Consider the following 18286-nt stretch of genomic DNA (forward strand, 5'->3'; position numbering starts at 1 on the left):
TATGAATAAGAAAAACTTTTGTTTTTTTACACACTAAAATCAAAATTTGTTATTTAGCACTGTTTTATAGAAAAATTCTATATTCTTGCAGCTTAGATTTGAAGCAACAAAACGTTTATAAATATAACGAACTATTTGACAAAGATACAAAAGAACAGAACAATAATAAAGTTCCCTAGTTCTAAATCTGCGTTAGGAGTCTAGTGAAAGTCGCCTTATCGTTTAAACATCTTATTCCCAAACTCTATACGTGTATTAAGGATGGTTATACCTTTAATACATTTAAAAAAGACTTTATAGCCGGACTTACTGTAGGTGTATTAGCATTTCCTTTTGCCATTGCTATCGCTATCGGTGTCGGCGTATCCCCTATACAAGGTTTACTAGCATCCATCATCGGAGGATTTATAGCCTCAGCGCTAGGTGGTAGCCGTGTTCTTATATCAGGACCGACTAGTGCTTTCATTTCTATACTTTATTGCATTTCAGCAAAATACGGGGTTGAAGGGTTATTTACAATCACCCTAATGGGAGGGATATTCCTAGTCGCCTTTGGACTTACTGGATTAGGAACCTTCATTAAATATATGCCCTATCCCGTCGTCACAGGATTAACAACGGGGTTAGCTGTTATCATTTTCTCCTCTCAGATTAGAGACTTTTTAGGTCTACAAATGGGGGATACTATCCCTACAGATTTTATTGCTAAATGGGTAGCTTATTGGGATTACTTATGGACATGGGATAGCAAAGCTTTTGCTGTAGGGCTGTTCACTCTACTCATCATGATTTACTTCCGTAATTACAAACCACGATACCCAGGAGTTATGATAGCAATTATCGTAGCTTCAACACTAGTTTGGTTGCTAAAAATTGACATTCCAACGATCGGCAGTCGCTACGGAGCTCTACCACAATCTCTACCTTTACCTGCATTCCCCCATCTCAGTCTGACAAAGATTTTACAACTCATGCCAGATGCATTAACCATTGCAGTTCTTTCAGGGATAGAAACCTTGCTTTCGGCTGTAGTTGCTGACGGTATGACTGGATGGAGACATCAATCCAACTGCCAACTCGTAGCTCAAGGCATTGCGAATATCGGAACATCTTTCTTTGCAGGGATGCCTGTAACGGGTTCTTTATCAAGAACAGCTGCAAGTATTAAATCTGGGGCAACCACTCCTATTGCAGGGTTAATTCACTCCGCTTTTATTTGCGTAATTCTTTTAGCTTTAGCACCCTTAACAGTAAAAATCCCTCTTACCTGTTTAGCAGCTGTCCTTATTCTTATTGCCTGGAATATGAGTGAAATTCATCACTTCATTCATTTATTTACCGCACCTAAAAAAGACGTTGTTGTTCTCCTAACCGTTTTTATTCTTACGGTTATGACAACAATCACTTCTGCAGTGCAGGTAGGGATGATGTTAGCCGCGTTTCTATTTATGAAACAAATGAGTGATCTTTCTGACGTAATATCCACAGCAAAGTTCTTCGATGAAAATAAGCAGACAAAAGATGATGATCTCTTTTCTAAATCTGAAGTTCCTGCTCATACAGAAATTTATGAAATCAACGGCCCGTTTTTCTTTGGAATTGCTGATAGATTGAAAAATCTTCTAAATGAAATAGAGAAACCTCCTAAAATCTTCATATTATGCATGAGTCGCGTACCTACAATTGATGCATCTGCTATGCACGCTCTAGAAGAATTCTTCCTTGAGTGTGATCGCCAGGGAACGCTTTTACTCTTAGCAGGAGTAAAAAAAACACCGCTAAGTGATCTTAAACGTTATCATTTAGATGAACTTATCGGTGTTGATCATATCTTCTCGAATACGAAGAGCGCTCTCTTATTCGCTCAAGCCTTAATTAATTTAGAAAGCAAGTCGTCTCATTAATGTTTCCCCACCATAGATTCGGGAACAACAAGACGATCGAACTCTTCTGCTGATAAGTAGCCCATCTGTATACAGGCTTCTTTTAAACTTAGATTTTCATGAAAAGCTTTCAAAGCCATTTTAGAGCATTTATCATAACCTAAAACAGGAGTTAAGGCAGTAACGAGCATCAAAGAGTTATCCAAGTATTCTTTAAGTCTTAGCTTATTCACTCGCAAACCTGAAACAAAATAATCAGCAAAGGCTTGCATACCGCCAGAGAGTATATCTACAGATTGTAAAAAGTTATAAATGATCAAAGGTTTCATTACATTAAGTTCGAAGTTCCCTCGACTTCCGCCAACAATGATTGCCTGGTTATTACCGATAACTTGAGCACAAACCATTTGCAAAGCCTCACATTGCGTTGGGTTGATCTTCCCGGGCATTATCGAAGATCCCGGTTCATTCTCAGGAAATAATAATTCCCCTAAACCACATCGAGGACCCGATCCCAAAAAACTTAAATCTGTGGCAATCTTTGTTAAAGCACAGGATAAAGTAGCTAAAACACCATGAGCATGTACTAAAATATCGTGATTCGATAATGCTGAAAAATAATTCGATGAAGCAATAAAAGGCTCTCCGGTTTCTTGACGCAAATAATGAATCACCTTATCTACAAAACCTTCAGGAACATTTAATCCTGTTCCTACCGCTGTTCCTCCTATGGCTAACTCATACATGTGTGTAAGAGAAAAAGCGACTCTCTCTAAACATTGACGTATTTGGCTACTGTAACCAGAAAATTCTTGTCCTAATGTCATAGGAACAGCATCCATTAAATGTGTTCTGCCAATCTTGACACAATCTCGAAACTCAGCAACCTTAGCATCTAACGCCCGCTGTAAATGATCCAGAGCAGGAATTAATTTCTTCTTCAGACTCATCACTGCAGCAATATGCATAGCTGTGGGGAACACATCATTAGAAGATTGGGATTTATTTACATGATCATTAGGGTGTATTGGTGTTTTGCTACCTAAAACACCACCGTGACGTTGAATAGCTAGATTCGCAATCACCTCGTTCACATTCATATTTGATTGCGTTCCACTACCTGTCTGCCAAACTTTTAGAGGAAAATGCTCATCAAAATTGCCTGCTATAATCTCATCAGAAGCAGAAACAATCATATCACAATATTTTGAATCTAGAAAACCTAGATCACGATTTGCCTTAGCAGCACATTTTTTAATCCATACTAAAGCTCGAATAACTTCTTGAGGCATAACCTCAGGAGCCCAGGAAAAATACTTCTGAGAACGCGCTGTTTGTGCTCCATACAACTTGTCTTCAGGGACTTCTACAATTCCTAAACTATCATTTTCTTGCCGCATATATTCTATTCCCCTATGATTCCCTTTTATTTTTCCCTCTACATCTACAAAATGAAAAAAAAACTTTTATGTTATTTTCTAACTACTTCATTTTTACTTTTGTTTTGGGAGTATTTTTCTAAAAATAATCCATCCTTTTCCTTTTTATGCCCTCCACCATCGAAAATAGCTGCTAGTTTTTTAAATTCTACAAATCTTATTTTTTCTTCTTCCTGCTATACCCTCCAAGGGATTTTAGGGGGATTCTTTTTAGCCCTATTATTGTCTATAGGGCTCGTAATCCTTATGCTAGCCTATAAACCAGCAAAAGATCTCCTGAACCCATTTTTCATCTTGGTGCAATGTACTCCCATGTTTACCTTAGCACCTCTAATCGTACTATGGTTTGGCTGGGGATTGAATGCCGTAATTGTCCCGACAGCGCTTACAGTATTTTTCCCATTAACAATCACGATTTATCAAGGGATAACATCAACTCCTGAAGAACTTCTAGAGCAATTTATTTTACATCAAGCAACCAAACAACAAATTTTCATTAAGCTACGTCTCCCCCATGCTCTTCCTCATATATTTTCAGGACTTAAAATTGCTATGGGATCTGCAGGATTTGCAGCAATAGCTGGAGAGTGGTTGGCTTCACAATCTGGTTTAGGGATCCTCATTCTAGAAAGTCGACGAAACTATGATATGGAAATGACCTTTGCAGGATTGTTTGCTTTAACCCTTCTCACATTTACTCTGTTTCAAAGCATTTTACTCATTGAGAAGCTAACCTTTGCCCTCTTTCGCATAGAAAAAACAACAAAGAAATATCGACTGCCTAATAGAAAATTCGCTTGTTTACTCATCCCCTTACTCATTCTACCTCTATGGAAGTTTAAGACTAAGCCAGTACACCAAACTCATCTCACACCTATAACTTTACTTCTAGACTGGACTCCTAACCCTAACCATATCCCGCTATATGTAGGAGTATCCAAAGGATTTTTCCGCGATCAAGGTATAGATTTACGCATTCAAAAAAGTACAGATACAGGTGCTGTTATTCCCCATGTTCTCTTCGAACAAGTAGACCTTACCCTATACCACGCTCTTGGAATAATAAAAACCTCTCTACAAGGAGCTGATATACAAGTAGTCGGGTCTTTAATTGACTCTACATTACAAGGGTTTATCTATAGGAAAGAAAATAATATTTCAAAAATAGAAGATTTGAATAATAAAGTTTTAGGATTCTGCTTAAACAACTCACGCGATCTTTCCTGTTTACTAGAAACGTTACGTCTACACGGTGTTGTTCCCTCGGAAGTACGAAATGTAAGCTCAGATTTAATCTCGCCCATGTTATTGAAAAAAATCGATTTCCTCTATGGAGCTTTTTACAATATAGAAGGCGTGAAACTAGAAACATTGGGAATGCCTGTAGGCTGCTTCCTCTCTGATTCCTACGGTCTTCCTACAGGACCTCAGCTCCTCCTATGTGGAAAAAAAAATACGAGAGCTACATCTCCAGAAGTTGTTGAGGCCATACAAATAGCTCTTCAAAGAAGCATTGACTATTGCCAAAAACACCCTAAAAAATCCTTCCAAGCGTATATCAAAGCTACGCATGACATACCGAAAATCATTACAGACGAATTTCTTCAATGGAAAGTCACTCTCCCTCTATTGTCGAAATCCCAAGAGCCATTAAATAAACATCTAATCGACACCTTGTTACAAGCTATCCTAAAGCGCTACCCCAACTTTTCGGATAAAATAATCAGTTTCTCTCCAGATCAGATATACCCATCTAATTCACAGGTCTGCCAGGATGAGAAAAAACGTGAGCAAGACGCGATAGCACATCTCGAAGAACTTCCATTGGCTTCTGCTCAGCACTAATGCGCGACACCTTGTGAATGGGATAATGTTGAATAATCGCATCTATGTCTTTTTGATAGGATTGCAAACGCTTTTGCAATACTTCAATACCAACCTCATTAATTCTTCCCTTACTATAGAGAGAATTTTGAGTGCGTTCGAGCAACTTAGCTTCTTCATGTACTTCTAAAATAATTACATGACGTACATGAATGTAGGAATCAAGAAGCTTTGCTTGATCTACCGTTCTTGGAAGCCCACTAATAAGTAAATCCTGACGATCTGGAAGAAACTTCCCAGTAGCTATCAGACCCTGAACATAATAGTTCCAAACAGCAATAACATCTTCATCGGGGATCAAAGACCCGGACACTGCATATTTATGAAAAAGTTGTCGAATAGGAGACTCTATAGGATAACAACGGAAAATATCCCCTAAAGAAACATAAACTTGGCTACCACCATGTGCTATAAAATTTCCTAATAAATCTTTACCAGCACCGGGAGGACCAAATAAAAGAATGGAAGAAAAAGGTTTAGTATAGAGTTTTATACTTTCAGCTATCAATTTATCGATCATAAGATATTTTAGATCCTATTTTGCATGTTTCTCCGCACTTTAGTTGATTACCTTGAAAAATAATAGCCCTAGCATATAAAAATTCTCCCCATGGACACTTTTTATTTTTTATTACCTCAAGCTTGTATACTCTTGTTAGCAGCAGATGCCTTAACTAATGTTTTAGTGTTAAATCACGTATTGGCACGTTATTCAAGAAAAGAACGCTTGTCACTGTTAGTACGAGAAAGTGTGTTCGCTCTTTTTAGCATGTTTGCTTTATATGAAGCAGCCTTGGGCACCTTGTACGTGTTAAAAACTCCCCTATGTGCAATACAAGTTGTAGGGGGTATTGCCGTCACATTGACGGGAATGAGGGCTATTTTAAATCTAAGTAAAGAAAATAGTTGGAAAGGTTTTACTACCCCCTCCTCCCTATCTATGGTAACACCCATTGCTTTGCCTCTAATGATCGGTCCTTCTTGGCTAGCAGCTTGTTGCATTTTGATAGGGAAACGCTACAGCTTTGCTTCAATTTCTCTTATTCTCATTCTTTCTTGGGTCTTTATTTCTCTAACTACTATAATCTTACAAGTTTTTGTCAGCGGAGGAAAAGATAAGGCAAAGGTACTCCTTGCCACCCAAACAGTGCTTGGTCTCTTCGCAACGATCGTAGGTACCCAACTACTCATGTCCGGATTACAACTTGCCTTCTTATAAAAGAGACATTTATGCTAACTCTGATTAATCTTAGCTTATTATTTTACGTACTTTTTGATTCTCCTGGATCTGTTCCTGTTTTCGTATCTCTGTTAAAGCGCTTCTCTGCCAAAAGGCAACAACGTATCATCCTCCGAGAATGTATTTTTGCTCTTGTTACCCTACTACTTTTTGTCACTTTCGGAAGAAAATTCTTCCAATTTCTTGACATTTCCTTGTACGCATTTCAGTTTATCGGAGGGGTTCTACTCTGCTCGGTTTCATTGAAAATGATGCTTGTACCCCCACCAGTAGAATCAGACTCTTCTGAACCACAATCAGAACCTATCTTCTTTCCCTTAGCTTTCCCTGTAATCACTGGCCCTGCTGTAATTACTTCTCTACTCAGCTATATGGAAGAAGCTTTGTTATCTAAAGAAATTATTTTCAGTGCTATGATAATCGCTTGGGTACTTTCCGTATTTACTTTACTAAGTTCGAGCTTTTTTAATCGAATTCTGGGATCTTCCGGGTTAGTAGCCTTAGAAAGATTATTCAGCATTGCGTTATTATTAATGTCTGCAAACCTCATGCTTAAAGGTATTTCAATAGCATTTAACATAGGATTTTATATTAAGTAGTGTAGATAAATGAAAAGAAATGATCCCTGCTGGTGTGGAAGCAAACGCAAATGGAAACATTGCCATGCCCAGTCCCCTCAAATATCTTGGGAACAACAAAAACAATATTACGCTTCGCAATACGATATTATTTTAAAGACTCCAAAACAAATCGAAAAAATCCGTTATGCTTGTCAAGTAACTGCACGTATACTTGATGCTCTTTGCAAAGCATCTAAAGAAGGTGTGACTACAGAAGACCTAGACCAACTCTCCCGTCAATTACATAAAGAATATGACGCAATTCCAGCACCTCTAAATTATGGCTCTCCTCCTTTCCCAAAAACGATTTGCACTTCACTTAATGAAGTGATCTGCCACGGCATTCCTAATAATACCCCCTTAAAAAACGGCGATATCATGAACATCGATGTTTCTTGTATTGTTGATGGGTATTACGGAGATTGTAGCAAGATGGTAATGATTGGAGAGGTCTCTGAAATAAAAAAACGCGTCTGTCAAGCATCTTTAGACTGTTTGAACGCAGCAATTGCTAAGTTAAAGCCCAACTTACCTCTATACGAAATCGGTGAAGCCATAGAAGCTTGTGCTGATAGTTATGGATTTTCTGTAGTCGATCAGTTTGTAGGTCACGGTGTGGGTATAAAATTCCATGAAAACCCTTATGTTCCGCATTACAGGAATCGTAGTGCTATACCCTTAGCTCCTGGAATGATATTTACCATAGAACCCATGATCAACGTAGGGAAAAAAGAAGGGATTATAGATCCCAAAAACCACTGGGAAGCAAGAACTTGCGATAATCAACCTAGCGCACAGTGGGAACACACCCTACTGATTACTGAGACAGGTTATGAGATACTAACTCTTCTAGAGAAATAATCTCTTCTTCCAGAGATTCTATATGCTCTAGAAGATTCTGAATTATCTCAATGTCTCTCATGTCTGTGAAGACAGAGACATTTTCCTCTTGTTTTTGTAGAGCAAGATACTTTTCTCGAACTAAGAACAGCTCCTTACGAACTTCTGCTAACACTTCAGTTTTTTCTGCAAACTGTCCCCGTAATTGAATGTATTTATCCTTATAGGACTTAATTTCATGGTTATCAGACGGTGTTTTAATAGCAGTTTCTTGTTCTTTTATAAAAGCATGCAGCTTTATAATTTCTTCATCCTTTTGATTTAAAAGATTCTGTACTTCTTCTAACCTTAAGCGTAACTGCTCTACTTCCTGAACATAGGCTTTAAAACTTTCACATCGATCTTCTAAACTCTTCCTTAAAAGCTTTTCTTCGATAAGCTCATTTTCTAAAGAGGTCATTTTTTCGTCTTTTTCTCGTAAAGCACGTAACCATAACTCAGTTTCCCCGTCCTCTCTATTGGAAACTGTGTCTTTTCCAGACACCCAAGAAAATACAGAAGTAGTCTCATCTCCAGCTACAAGACGTACATATTCGTTATGCAAAACAGCGTAATCTTCTAGCCAACTATTTTTCTGATCAGCAAGAATTTGCAAATCCAAAGCCATATGTTCTTGTTTCTTACAAGAATCCTGTAACAAAGCTCGGCACTCTTTCAGCTCAGATTCTAAAGCATGTGCACGCTTTTCTAAAAATTCACACGCTATAGATTTATCATGAACTGCTTTATCATAAGATATTTGTATCTCACTATACTCATTCGCTAATTGATTATATTTCTGTTGTTGTTCGTTATTTTCTTCATCAACAAAGGAAATACCAAAAACAAAAATTCCCCAAGATAATAAAAAGGCTAAAAACAAGCCTAAAGCCCATAATAATGAAGAACTTACATTAATATATTTGTAATAATATACTGATAAAAATAAACAGGACACGATACCGTATCCCCAAAAACGCAAATATACAGACGCAACTAATGCTAAAGCAGAAAAAAACATAGTCAGTAGAAATACAGTTGCATCAACTATATAAGCACAACCTAATCCACTGAAAATTAAAATCATAGACGATAGAAACACCCATTCTATTGAGAAAGATCTACACCTTCCCAACAAAGTTCCCCACCTAAATCCTTGATAAACTTTTCGATAAAGACGCTTATTAAAAACGTGCATGGCCTCAAATCCCATACAAGAATACGCCTAGGACTCTTCTAAAGAGTCATGAGCTTTAGTTAATAAATAGCTAATTACAGCGGGATCTCCCTCATAGGTCATCTCCACTTTCATCTTGCCGTCTGAAGACACATGCGCGCAAGTCACCAGTACATAAGCACTCACATCCTCATCGAAAGTTCCTGCACCGTCATCACGTTCGTTTCCAGACACTTCCTTCTCCTCGCTAGCTAAAGGATGCTATTCTCAATCAAGCAACCTCGTGTTCACCGATTGATAGCAAGTCCTTTATTTTCTTTAGAAACTCTAAATTTTAGAGATAAAAACTTTATTACTTTCCTTGCAAAATTTTTTAATTTTATTTGTCGCTAAAGGAAAACAACTTAATAAACAAAATAAGTATTTTTTGAATTTATTATTTAATAAAACGTTTTGTTTATTGGTAAAATAAAACTAAACAAAACTAAAAAATTTTCCATTATGGCAGTACAACCTATTAGCACCACATCTACAGCTTTAATAGCATCTGGAGAAGCGACGCAGGCTACTCAACTTCCCCCCTTGGATCCACTAAATACACCTCCTATTGGCGCTTTGCTTTTTAGCATTTACGAGCTTCTTTTACAAGCGATTGAAATTCGACAACAAACAGTTCTGACTCAATCACAACAATTAAATGATAATACTAATATTCAACAACAATTAAACCAAGCAACTAATCAAATCAAATTTGCTGTGGTAAGCGCTGGGGCTAAAGAAGACGAAATTACTCGTGTACAAAACCAAAACCAGAACTACTCTGCTCAAAGATCAAATATTCAAGATGAATTGGTTACTGCTAGACAAAACGGACAAATTATCCTCTCACACGCATCTACGAATATCAACATCATCCAACAATTAGCTTCTCAAGATTCTTCCTTCTTAAAAACAACCAGTTCTATTGGAAGTACAGTAAACCAATTAAATAAACCTCCTTCATAAGCAAGTAGGGAAACAACTTAAAGTTAATTGAAGATAAATAGGTAGGAAATTATGTGGTTCTCTTCTACACCACTGCAAGCTAACCCAAGAGCCGCTATCGAGGTTCCAGGAACGTCTATCACAGGCGGTCCCAATACAGCAACAGCTGACGAAATTATTGCAAAATTTGCTAAAGATTCCAATCCGCTGATTATTACCGTATACTATGTATACCAATCGGTATTGGTCGCTCAAGACAACTTATCTATTATCGCTCAAGAACTTCAGGCTAATGCTTCTGCTCAAACTTTTCTAAACAACCAAGAAGCTTTATACCAATACACAACTATCCCTAAAAATAAATTAAACGATAACTCATCGGCATTCTTGCAAGATGTTCAAGCGACGAACCAAGCTGTTGGAGCTTCTAGACAAGCACTACAAAACCAAATTTCAGGACTAGGAAATGGCTCCCAAGTGATTTCAAGTAACTTGAATACCAATAATAACATTATCCAACAGTCTCTACAAGTTGGTCAGGCTTTAATTCAAACATTCTCACAAATTGTGAGCTTGATAGCTAACATTTAATTATAAGGAACCTAGCATAATGAACGTCTCTTCTATAGCACCAAATGTGGATAAAGTCCCTACAGTAGTTCCCCCATCGACAAAAGTTGTGTCCGATAGCATTGTAATTAATAAACCCTCAGCTATCTACTTCTGTATTTCGGTTATGCTACAGTTATCTACATCGACTACAGAATTCGGAAAATCGATCATGGCAGTGTTACAAGATAATACGATAGCTCAACAAAAGAAAACAAAAGAGCTAATCAACCTACCCTTATTAAAAGTCCCTGATCTTCAAAAAGCTGATAACTTTAATGAGGAAAAGCCTGAGTATAAAAACCAAACTGAAATCCAAGCATACCAGACTTCAAACCAACAAATCACTGCCAACCGACAGCTTATCCAACAAGAGCTTTCCGCAGCACAACAAAGAGCTCAAGCAAATCAAAAGGCAGTGAATGCAACTTCTACAGAGTCTATGAAGTTATTGCAAGCAACTACAGCTCTCCTATCTTCATTAAAAGAATATACTATTAAAGCAAATCTAACGACATCTCCGTCTGATTAATTATTTAATGACTTCTAATAAAACAATCCATAATCTAATATAAGGCATGGCTAAAAAGAAAAGAATCAGGTCAAACCTCTATGAGGGTTATCTTCCCAGATAAACATAACAAAAACCCGTTTCTCACTCAGGTACTTAGACAGCTTCCTTCGTTTATCTTAATCACCTCGTGTATATCCCCTCTGCTTTCCTACCTGATGAAAAGGTTATTCGGTATTCCAGGGATTATCGAAACTCTAGCCCTATCTACTGCAGGAATTCACAAACATAATTTCTGGCAGTTTATTACCTATCCTCTCATTACGGCTGACTCTCTATGCATCCATAAAGAAGGCTGCATGGACATAACACAACGTTTACTCGTGAGAAATGTATTAGGTTTCACCTTTTTCTATAAGGCAACTAACCACATTATTCGAAAACTAGGATCGATAACTTTTCTTATTCTTGTTATCAGCCAAGTCCTAATAACAGGAGTCGCGGTTTGGGCATGTCTCAAATTATTTCATAGTTCGCAAGCCCTATTCGGACCAGAATGTTTAATTAGCACACTTTTGCTCATTTGGGTTTTCCTAGATCCAGAAAAACGCCTTGGACTTCACCCCTTCCCAATTACCCTATCCCGTAAATGGGGATTTGTAGTTTTGGCAGCGTTTTACTTCCTGATTCTACTATTTTCTGGAGCCTTTGCCTTATTCTTCGGATCCATACTCTCATTAATGCTGGGCGTTCTATTTTGCTATAAAGAAAAAATTCCTAACCCTTACAGAATATCTCGAATCTTTTAAGCTTCATCAGCAAATAAAGCTAGAATTGCTGCTCTAGCCTCACCTAATCCGGAAAGGACACCCTCTTCAAAACGGAAAAAAGGGTTTTCTTCCAATAAAGAAAAATCCATGGGCTGCAACACATCATCCGAAGTTAAATTAGGAATGATTTGCTCCCCCATGTTTTGTAAACGAGATTTTTGATTTTCATAAAGCTGATTCAACAACTCATGAATTTTATTTTTCATTTTTCTCTTTTCGCTTCCCTATAAAAAATTGTTTCATTAATTGCTCAGCATCTTCACGACAAATTCCGGAGCAACACTCTACCTGATGAAATGGATGTTTTTCTTTAAAAACATTGATCCAACTCCCCCCGGCTCCCAAACGCAAATCAGGGGCTGCCCAAACTATTCTACGAATACGGGCCTGTTGTATAGCTCCGGCACACATCAAACACGGCTCAAGAGTACAATAGAGCACAGTATCAACTAAACGCCAGTTCTCCAAATATTGTGCCGCAGCTCCAATACATAAAATTTCAGCATGAGCTGTTGGATCTTGAAGTTTTTCGGTCGTGTTATGACCTCGAGCAATGATTTTATTATCTTTTACGATCACACAGCCCACAGGAACCTCGTCCTCATCATAAGCCTGGCGAGCCTCCTTAAGAGCCTGATTCATAAAAAATATATCTTTTTCTATATTCATCGACTTTATATTAGATAGCGCAAAACTACTTTTTTGCATCGGATTATAAGAAAAAAATTGCCTAATAAGAAATAGTAAAAAGTCGTCATATTACTTTAACGGCCATTTTTCAATCAGATCAAAAACGTAGAATTTTTATTTTCAAATCAAAAAAACCCGCCTCACTATACCAAAAGGTGTACATTAACAAACCTCTCAAGTATAATTGGCTTTTGCGGCAATTATTTTATTTTAAGGAGACATCCAATGTCTTTGGATAAGGGAACTAAAGAAGAAATTACAAAAAAATTTCAGCTTCATGAAAAGGATACCGGTTCAGCAGATGTGCAAATCGCCATATTAACAGAACACATTACAGAACTAAAAGAACACCTCAAGAGATCTCCTAAAGACCAAAATTCTCGACTAGCCCTGCTTAAGTTGGTAGGACAAAGACGAAAGCTCTTAGAGTATCTTAACTCTACAGACACCGAAAGATATAAAAATTTAATTTCAAGATTAAATCTAAGAAAATAATCTTTATTTATTTTCCCCGACAAAACAATCTAATTAGGAGACCTTCATGACATTTGAAACTATTTCTGTTACCCTTGAAGAAGGCAAAACATTAGTATTTGAAACGGGGAAAATAGCTCGTCAGGCTAACGGCGCGGTTCTTGCTCGCATGCAAGAAACATGGGTCTTTTCGTCTGTTTGTGCGGCTAACCTTGAGGAAGCTGTCGACTTTCTACCTCTAAGAGTTGATTACCAAGAAAAGTTTTCTTCTATAGGAAAAACTTTAGGTGGGTTTATTAAAAGGGAAGGCCGCCCAACAGAAAGAGAAATTTTAACTTCTCGCCTCATAGATCGCTCCATGCGTCCTTCATTACCTAACCGGTTAATGCAGGATGTTCAAATTTTATCTTACGTATGGTCATACGACGGAGTAACTCTTCCTGATCCTATAGCAATTTGTGGTGTTTCTGCAGCCCTAGCAATTTCTGACATTCCTCAGACTAGTATTGTAGCTGGTGTTCGTGTTGGCTTTGTGAACAATCGTTGGGTAGTTAACCCAACAAAAGCTGAAATGGATGTTTCCAGAATGGAACTCGTGTTAGCAGGAACAGAAAATGCTATTTTAATGATCGAGGGACACTGCGATTTCTTTACAGAAGAGCAGGTTATCGAAGCTATTGAATTTGGTCACAAACACATTGTCACTATATGCAAAGCACTCAAGGATTGGCAAAAACAAATAGGTAAAGAAAAGAATACAAGTCAAATTGTTTCTCTCCCAGAAGAAGTCCAATCTGCTGTAAACGCACTTGTGGAAGGAAAGTTTGTTGACCTCCTGAAAATTAAGGAAAAGAAAGCTTTTGAAGCTGCTTCAAAACAATTAGAAAATGAAGTCGTAGAACAACTCCAAGAAGAAAACGAAGTTTTCACTGAGTTCAATATTAAAATTGCTTTTAAACAAGCAAAGTCTAACTTCATGCGTAGTCTGATACGTGAACAAGGCATACGTTCCGATGGACGTTCTATAACTACTATTCGTCCTATCTCTATTGAAACATCTTTCCTCCCAAGAACTCACGGTAGTTGTTTATTTACTCGGGGAGAAACCCAAACTATGGCTGTCTGTACTTTAGGTAGTGAAGCCATGGCCCAACGTTATGAAGATTTAAATGGTGAAGGACTAGCCAAATTTTATTTACAATACTTCTTCCCTCCCTTCTCTGTTGGAGAAGTAGGAAGGATCGGCTCCCCAGGAAGAAGGGAAATCGGTCATGGTAAACTTGCTGAAAAAGCATTAAGTCATACGCTACCCGATCCTGTGAAGTTCCCTTATACTATCCGAATAGAATCCAGCATTACTGAATCTAATGGTTCTTCATCTATGGCATCTGTTTGCGGAGGTTGCTTAGCTTTAATGGATGCCGGAGTTCCTATTAAAACTCCTATAGCTGGTATAGCCATGGGATTAATATTAGACGATGACCATGTAACTATTCTCTCAGATATTTCCGGATTAGAAGATCATTTAGGTGATATGGATTTCAAAGTTGCTGGAAATACCGAAGGAATTACAGCATTCCAAATGGATATCAAAGTAGAAGGCATTACTCCTGCTATTATGCGAGCTGCCCTAGCCCAAGCTAAAGATGGTCGTCAAGATATTCTTGAAACTATGAAACAAGCTCTTGCAGCTCCTAAAACAGACTTATCTCAATACGCTCCTCGCATTGAAACAATGCAAATTAAGCCTAATAAAATCGCTACTGTTATTGGGCCTGGAGGTAAGCAGATTCGTCAAATTATTGAAGAAGCTGGAGTACAAATTGATATTAATGACTCGGGTCTTGTCAGTATTTCTGCTTCTTCACCACAAGCAATAGAGAAAGCTAAATCTATTATTGAAGGTTTAGTTGGTGAAGTTGAAGTTGGTAAGATTTACGAAGGTCGCGTAACCTCTGTTGTTCCTTTTGGAGCCTTTGTTGAAATTCTCCCTGGTAAAGAGGGTCTTTGCCATATTTCTGAGTTTTCTAAACAACGTATAGACAACGTTGGTGATTTCGTTAAACAGGGAGACACCCTAACTGTTAAGCTGTTAAGCATCAACGAAAAAGGACAATACAAACTCAGCCATAAAGCTACTCTCAGTGAGTAGTTTCCTCGTTTTCCTTTGTTGTTTTTCTTTAGATCGTTTTGAAAAGACAAAAAAAAGCCCCGAATTTCGGGGCTTTTCACATCAGTACCTAATCTATTAGATTAGGTAGTGGTGTTATTCAGTTTTAACGTACCATCTTTCATAGCATCTTCTTGAGGAGGAGGAGGAGGTAAGTCGTCAGAAACTTTCTTAAACATCATACCTTCTTCTTTTAAACGTGCTCGTTTTTTCTCTGGGTCCCAAGTGTGATCCATGATTTCTTTAACGTCTTTAGCGTCTAGAGTTTCAAACTCTATTAACATCTGCGTCATCAATTCAACTTCATCACGATGTTCTCTGATGATTGTTAATGCGCGCTGGTACGCAGCATCCAATAAGGAACGCAACTCACTGTCAATAGCTTTTGCAGTTTCCTCTGAATAGCTTTTCTCATGATAAGAGCCATAACCTGTAGAGGTATCTGAACGCTCATCATAAGTTACAGTACCTAATTGCTCACTCATTCCCCACTCGCAGACCATACTACGAACTAATTTCGTAGCTTGAGAAATATCTTGCTGAGCACCACTAGAAATATCCCCTAAAAAGATATCTTCTGCGGCTCGACCTCCCATAAGAACAGCCAACTGATCAAACAACTCTTTTTTCCAATAGCTAAGTTTGTTCTTCTCAGGAAGGAAATGCGTAGCTCCTAAAGATAAACCTCTAGGAATAATAGTTACTTTATCCACAGGATCGGCATGTTGAACACAAAGCCCCACAACCGCATGACCTGATTCATGATAGGCTGTTGTTTTTCGTTCTTCCGCATCCATTTCTAAGCTACGACGCTCTTTACCATAAAGAACCTTATCACGAGCTTCAGCAACATCTACAGCAGTTACTGCAGTACGATCCTTACGCGCAGCAAGAAGAGCAGCCTCATTTAATAAATTCTCTAAATCCGCTCCTGAAGCTCCGGGAGTGCTTCGTGCTACTGCCATAAGATCTACTGTAGGATCCAATTTGATTCTCTTAGCATGTACGGAAAGAATTTCAAATCTACCCTTAATATCAGGTAAATTCATAACCACACGACGATCAAAACGTCCAGGACGTAATAAGGCCTTATCTAAAACATCAGGACGGTTAGTTGCAGCCATAAGGATAACACCCTCATTCGTGCCAAAGCCATCCATTTCCACAAGTAATTGGTTTAATGTTTGTTCACGTTCATCATGACCTCCGCCTATACCCGCGCCCCGATGACGACCTACAGCATCGATCTCATCAATGAATATAATGCAAGGAGCATTTCTCTTCGCTTGTTCGAACATATCACGAATACGACTAGCTCCAACACCAACAAACATTTCTACAAAATCAGATCCGGCTATAGAGAAAAATGGTCGGTCAGCTTCTCCGGACACAGCTTTAGCTATTAAAGTTTTTCCTGTTCCTGGAGGTCCTATTAACAACACGCCTTTAGGGATTCTTCCCCCTAAACTCGTAAATTTCGTAGGGTTCTTAAGAAAGTCTACGATTTCTATTAATTCTTCTTTTGCCTCTTCTATACCCGCAACATCAGCAAAAGTGACTTTGTTCTGCCCCTTCATTAACAAGCGCGCTGGAGATTTCCCGAAAGACATGGCTGAACCGTTCATACCACGCACTTGTCTAGAAAAGACAAAATAGACAAAGACAAGCACAAGTATAATGGGTAAGAAAGTAAACAGATATCCTATGTAATGCGGCGCAGGCTCTTCACTCTTAAATGTTTTCTCTAACACTAAATTCCGTGGCTGATCCGGAGCTTTGAAAGTTAAAGCACGGTTATTGGAGAATCCTTCCCACTCTTGTTTAGCTCCAGAAAACCAATGAGCAAATACCTCAGGGTCTTGTTTTTCCAATGCTCGAGAAGATAGCTCTTGGTTATTAAAATACCAAACAACCTGGCTAAGCTCACCACGAAGCTTATCTAACTGTGCTTGATTAATCTGACTATCTTCTATAAGTTTTTCATATTTACTACGTTCTTCACGATATAAACGTACAGAACGCAATTGTCCAAAATGGTCTCCTCTATCAGATAAAACTAGTGATGTAGAAATCCTCTGTAGAGAAGATAAAACTTTCTCATAAAGAACACTTAGCTGTTCAGCATCCATCGACTGAGTTAGAGAAAGCTCAACCTGTTGATAAAAATCTTTTAGTTCTCGCTTTATACTCTCAGAACCTATGCCCAAAGCTGGGGATAGATATTTCCCAATAAGCTCATATAAATCGGAACCAAACGTACGTAAAGTTTCACTAGATCGAGGAAGTGTCTGATAACGTTGCTCTAAAGAACGCAAATTGATAATTTGGAAATTATTCGAACCATGAACGACAAGAGCTCCCAAAGAAGACTTTCCTAATTCCACACTAGGAGATATCAAATAACCTGTTTCAGGAATTGGAACCCCAGAAATTGCGGAAAACCACGAAACAGAGCTCTCTACCTCTTTTGCAAAATTATCGACATTCTTACTCGCTTCCTGAAGATCAAACTCTAATTGATGTTTTTGATCTATCAACTCTAAGTAATGATAGCGCAGCTGACTTTCAGCTGTTGGAGATTCACGAAAACGCCCACTAAACGACACCAAATTATCATTTAGAGCAATTTTTCTACTATCTTCAGGATAAATCAATTTTAAATTTACTAAATGCTCTAGCTGATGGCTAAAACTGACCCGGGCTTTCTTGGCAACTAGGAAATTTTGAACAGCAATCACGCCGAAAATTACACCAAATAGAAGGAAAAAAAATACCGTAGGAAAATTTTTTTTCGATTCGGGCTTCATTTTTTTATCTTTAGACATAAACTACACAACTAAGCTAATCAATCAGACAGGTAATTATTTAATGTAGCATATTTTTTATTATTTTGTTT

The 18286-nt window shown here is 38.0% G+C and carries 18 protein-coding genes; 11 read left to right on the forward strand and 7 right to left on the reverse strand.

The window, feature by feature from the left end; genetic code table 11:
* Positions 1 to 203: 203 nt before the first annotated feature.
* Positions 204 to 1904, forward strand: a complete 1701-nt coding sequence (locus G5O_RS08875; RefSeq protein ID WP_006343410.1) for an SLC26/SulP family anion transporter — start codon at positions 204 to 206, stop codon at positions 1902 to 1904.
* Here the strand turns inward: G5O_RS08875 and fumC are convergent.
* Positions 1901 to 3283: a class II fumarate hydratase gene (fumC, locus tag G5O_RS08880; RefSeq protein WP_006343411.1), complete on the reverse strand. Its 1383-nt coding sequence runs from the start codon at positions 3281 to 3283 to the stop codon at positions 1901 to 1903. The genes G5O_RS08875 and fumC overlap by 4 nt on opposite strands.
* Before the next feature lie 51 nt (positions 3284 to 3334).
* Between fumC and G5O_RS08885 the strand changes: the two genes are divergently transcribed.
* Positions 3335 to 5167: an ABC transporter substrate-binding protein gene (locus G5O_RS08885; protein ID WP_013462715.1), complete on the forward strand. Its 1833-nt coding sequence runs from the start codon at positions 3335 to 3337 to the stop codon at positions 5165 to 5167.
* Here G5O_RS08885 and G5O_RS10365 read toward each other — a convergent pair.
* Positions 5076 to 5726, reverse strand: coding sequence for a nucleoside monophosphate kinase (locus tag G5O_RS10365; protein WP_006343413.1), 651 nt, complete (start codon positions 5724 to 5726; stop codon positions 5076 to 5078). The genes G5O_RS08885 and G5O_RS10365 overlap by 92 nt on opposite strands.
* A gap of 90 nt (positions 5727 to 5816) precedes the next feature.
* On the opposite strand from G5O_RS10365, the gene G5O_RS08890 reads away from it, so the two are divergent.
* The 3 genes from G5O_RS08890 to G5O_RS08900 are packed head-to-tail and all read left to right on the forward strand — an operon-like array spanning position 5817 to position 7927.
* Positions 5817 to 6425 (forward strand): MarC family protein, encoded by a 609-nt coding sequence (locus G5O_RS08890; RefSeq protein WP_006343414.1) that lies wholly within the window; start codon positions 5817 to 5819, stop codon positions 6423 to 6425.
* 11 nt (positions 6426 to 6436) lie between these two features.
* On the forward strand, positions 6437 to 7045 hold the full coding sequence (locus G5O_RS08895) for a MarC family protein (RefSeq protein WP_006343415.1): 609 nt from the start codon (positions 6437 to 6439) through the stop codon (positions 7043 to 7045).
* Positions 7046 to 7054: 9 nt separating this feature from the next.
* Positions 7055 to 7927 carry a methionyl aminopeptidase gene (locus tag G5O_RS08900; protein ID WP_006343416.1) on the forward strand — a complete coding sequence of 291 codons (873 nt, stop codon included), beginning with the start codon at positions 7055 to 7057 and terminating at the stop codon, positions 7925 to 7927.
* Here G5O_RS08900 and G5O_RS08905 read toward each other — a convergent pair.
* Positions 7884 to 9032, reverse strand: coding sequence for a hypothetical protein (locus G5O_RS08905; protein WP_006343417.1), 1149 nt, complete (start codon positions 9030 to 9032; stop codon positions 7884 to 7886). The two genes, G5O_RS08900 and G5O_RS08905, sit on opposite strands and share 44 nt — an antisense overlap.
* Before the next feature lie 138 nt (positions 9033 to 9170).
* Positions 9171 to 9356, reverse strand: coding sequence for a hypothetical protein (locus tag G5O_RS08910; protein WP_006343418.1), 186 nt, complete (start codon positions 9354 to 9356; stop codon positions 9171 to 9173).
* Between the two features lie 267 nt (positions 9357 to 9623).
* Between G5O_RS08910 and G5O_RS08915 the strand changes: the two genes are divergently transcribed.
* The 4 genes from G5O_RS08915 (at position 9624) to G5O_RS08930 (ending at position 12035) form a co-directional block, all read left to right on the forward strand.
* Positions 9624 to 10127: a DUF720 domain-containing protein gene (locus G5O_RS08915; RefSeq protein ID WP_006343419.1), complete on the forward strand. Its 504-nt coding sequence runs from the start codon at positions 9624 to 9626 to the stop codon at positions 10125 to 10127.
* A gap of 51 nt (positions 10128 to 10178) precedes the next feature.
* Positions 10179 to 10697 (forward strand): DUF720 domain-containing protein, encoded by a 519-nt coding sequence (locus G5O_RS08920; protein ID WP_006343420.1) that lies wholly within the window; start codon positions 10179 to 10181, stop codon positions 10695 to 10697.
* A 19-nt stretch (positions 10698 to 10716) separates the two neighbouring features.
* Positions 10717 to 11247 carry a CT847 family type III secretion system effector protein gene (locus tag G5O_RS08925; protein ID WP_006343421.1) on the forward strand — a complete coding sequence of 177 codons (531 nt, stop codon included), beginning with the start codon at positions 10717 to 10719 and terminating at the stop codon, positions 11245 to 11247.
* 80 nt (positions 11248 to 11327) lie between these two features.
* Positions 11328 to 12035, forward strand: coding sequence for a hypothetical protein (locus G5O_RS08930; RefSeq protein ID WP_006343422.1), 708 nt, complete (start codon positions 11328 to 11330; stop codon positions 12033 to 12035).
* Here the strand turns inward: G5O_RS08930 and G5O_RS08935 are convergent.
* Positions 12032 to 12262, reverse strand: a complete 231-nt coding sequence (locus G5O_RS08935; RefSeq protein WP_006343423.1) for a hypothetical protein — start codon at positions 12260 to 12262, stop codon at positions 12032 to 12034. The genes G5O_RS08930 and G5O_RS08935 overlap by 4 nt on opposite strands.
* Positions 12252 to 12725 carry a tRNA adenosine(34) deaminase TadA gene (tadA, locus tag G5O_RS08940; RefSeq protein WP_013462717.1) on the reverse strand — a complete coding sequence of 158 codons (474 nt, stop codon included), beginning with the start codon at positions 12723 to 12725 and terminating at the stop codon, positions 12252 to 12254. The genes G5O_RS08935 and tadA overlap by 11 nt, the downstream gene beginning before the upstream one ends.
* 246 nt (positions 12726 to 12971) lie before the next feature.
* Here tadA and rpsO point away from each other — a divergent pair, with 246 nt between their 5' ends.
* Positions 12972 to 13241 (forward strand): 30S ribosomal protein S15, encoded by a 270-nt coding sequence (gene rpsO, locus G5O_RS08945; protein ID WP_006343425.1) that lies wholly within the window; start codon positions 12972 to 12974, stop codon positions 13239 to 13241.
* A 46-nt stretch (positions 13242 to 13287) separates the two neighbouring features.
* Positions 13288 to 15372, forward strand: a complete 2085-nt coding sequence (gene pnp / locus G5O_RS08950; protein ID WP_006343426.1) for a polyribonucleotide nucleotidyltransferase — start codon at positions 13288 to 13290, stop codon at positions 15370 to 15372.
* A gap of 101 nt (positions 15373 to 15473) precedes the next feature.
* On the opposite strand, the gene ftsH is transcribed toward pnp, so the two are convergent.
* Positions 15474 to 18215 carry an ATP-dependent zinc metalloprotease FtsH gene (gene ftsH / locus G5O_RS08955; protein WP_006343427.1) on the reverse strand — a complete coding sequence of 914 codons (2742 nt, stop codon included), beginning with the start codon at positions 18213 to 18215 and terminating at the stop codon, positions 15474 to 15476.
* Positions 18216 to 18286 lie beyond the last annotated feature (71 nt).

It is taken from the genome of Chlamydia psittaci 6BC (genome assembly GCF_000204255.1).
Classification (GTDB): domain Bacteria; phylum Chlamydiota; class Chlamydiia; order Chlamydiales; family Chlamydiaceae; genus Chlamydia; species Chlamydia psittaci.

Bases quoted from the DNA above. Each gene is read 5' to 3' on its own strand.
- pnp (WP_006343426.1), top strand. From the start codon at position 13,288: ATGACATTTGAAACTATTTCTGTTACCCTTGAAGAAGGCAAAACATTA.
- G5O_RS08905 (WP_006343417.1), bottom strand. From the start codon at position 9,032: ATGATTTTAATTTTCAGTGGATTAGGTTGTGCTTATATAGTTGATGCA.
- G5O_RS08890 (WP_006343414.1), top strand. From the start codon at position 5,817: ATGGACACTTTTTATTTTTTATTACCTCAAGCTTGTATACTCTTGTTA.
- G5O_RS08885 (WP_013462715.1), top strand. From the start codon at position 3,335: ATGAAAAAAAAACTTTTATGTTATTTTCTAACTACTTCATTTTTACTT.
- rpsO (WP_006343425.1), top strand. From the start codon at position 12,972: ATGTCTTTGGATAAGGGAACTAAAGAAGAAATTACAAAAAAATTTCAG.
- tadA (WP_013462717.1), bottom strand. From the start codon at position 12,725: ATGAATATAGAAAAAGATATATTTTTTATGAATCAGGCTCTTAAGGAG.
- G5O_RS08895 (WP_006343415.1), top strand. From the start codon at position 6,437: ATGCTAACTCTGATTAATCTTAGCTTATTATTTTACGTACTTTTTGAT.
- G5O_RS08920 (WP_006343420.1), top strand. From the start codon at position 10,179: ATGTGGTTCTCTTCTACACCACTGCAAGCTAACCCAAGAGCCGCTATC.
- G5O_RS08935 (WP_006343423.1), bottom strand. From the start codon at position 12,262: ATGAAAAATAAAATTCATGAGTTGTTGAATCAGCTTTATGAAAATCAA.
- G5O_RS08900 (WP_006343416.1), top strand. From the start codon at position 7,055: ATGAAAAGAAATGATCCCTGCTGGTGTGGAAGCAAACGCAAATGGAAA.
- G5O_RS10365 (WP_006343413.1), bottom strand. From the start codon at position 5,726: ATGATCGATAAATTGATAGCTGAAAGTATAAAACTCTATACTAAACCT.
- G5O_RS08925 (WP_006343421.1), top strand. From the start codon at position 10,717: ATGAACGTCTCTTCTATAGCACCAAATGTGGATAAAGTCCCTACAGTA.
- ftsH (WP_006343427.1), bottom strand. From the start codon at position 18,215: ATGTCTAAAGATAAAAAAATGAAGCCCGAATCGAAAAAAAATTTTCCT.
- G5O_RS08915 (WP_006343419.1), top strand. From the start codon at position 9,624: ATGGCAGTACAACCTATTAGCACCACATCTACAGCTTTAATAGCATCT.
- fumC (WP_006343411.1), bottom strand. From the start codon at position 3,283: ATGCGGCAAGAAAATGATAGTTTAGGAATTGTAGAAGTCCCTGAAGAC.
- G5O_RS08930 (WP_006343422.1), top strand. From the start codon at position 11,328: ATGAGGGTTATCTTCCCAGATAAACATAACAAAAACCCGTTTCTCACT.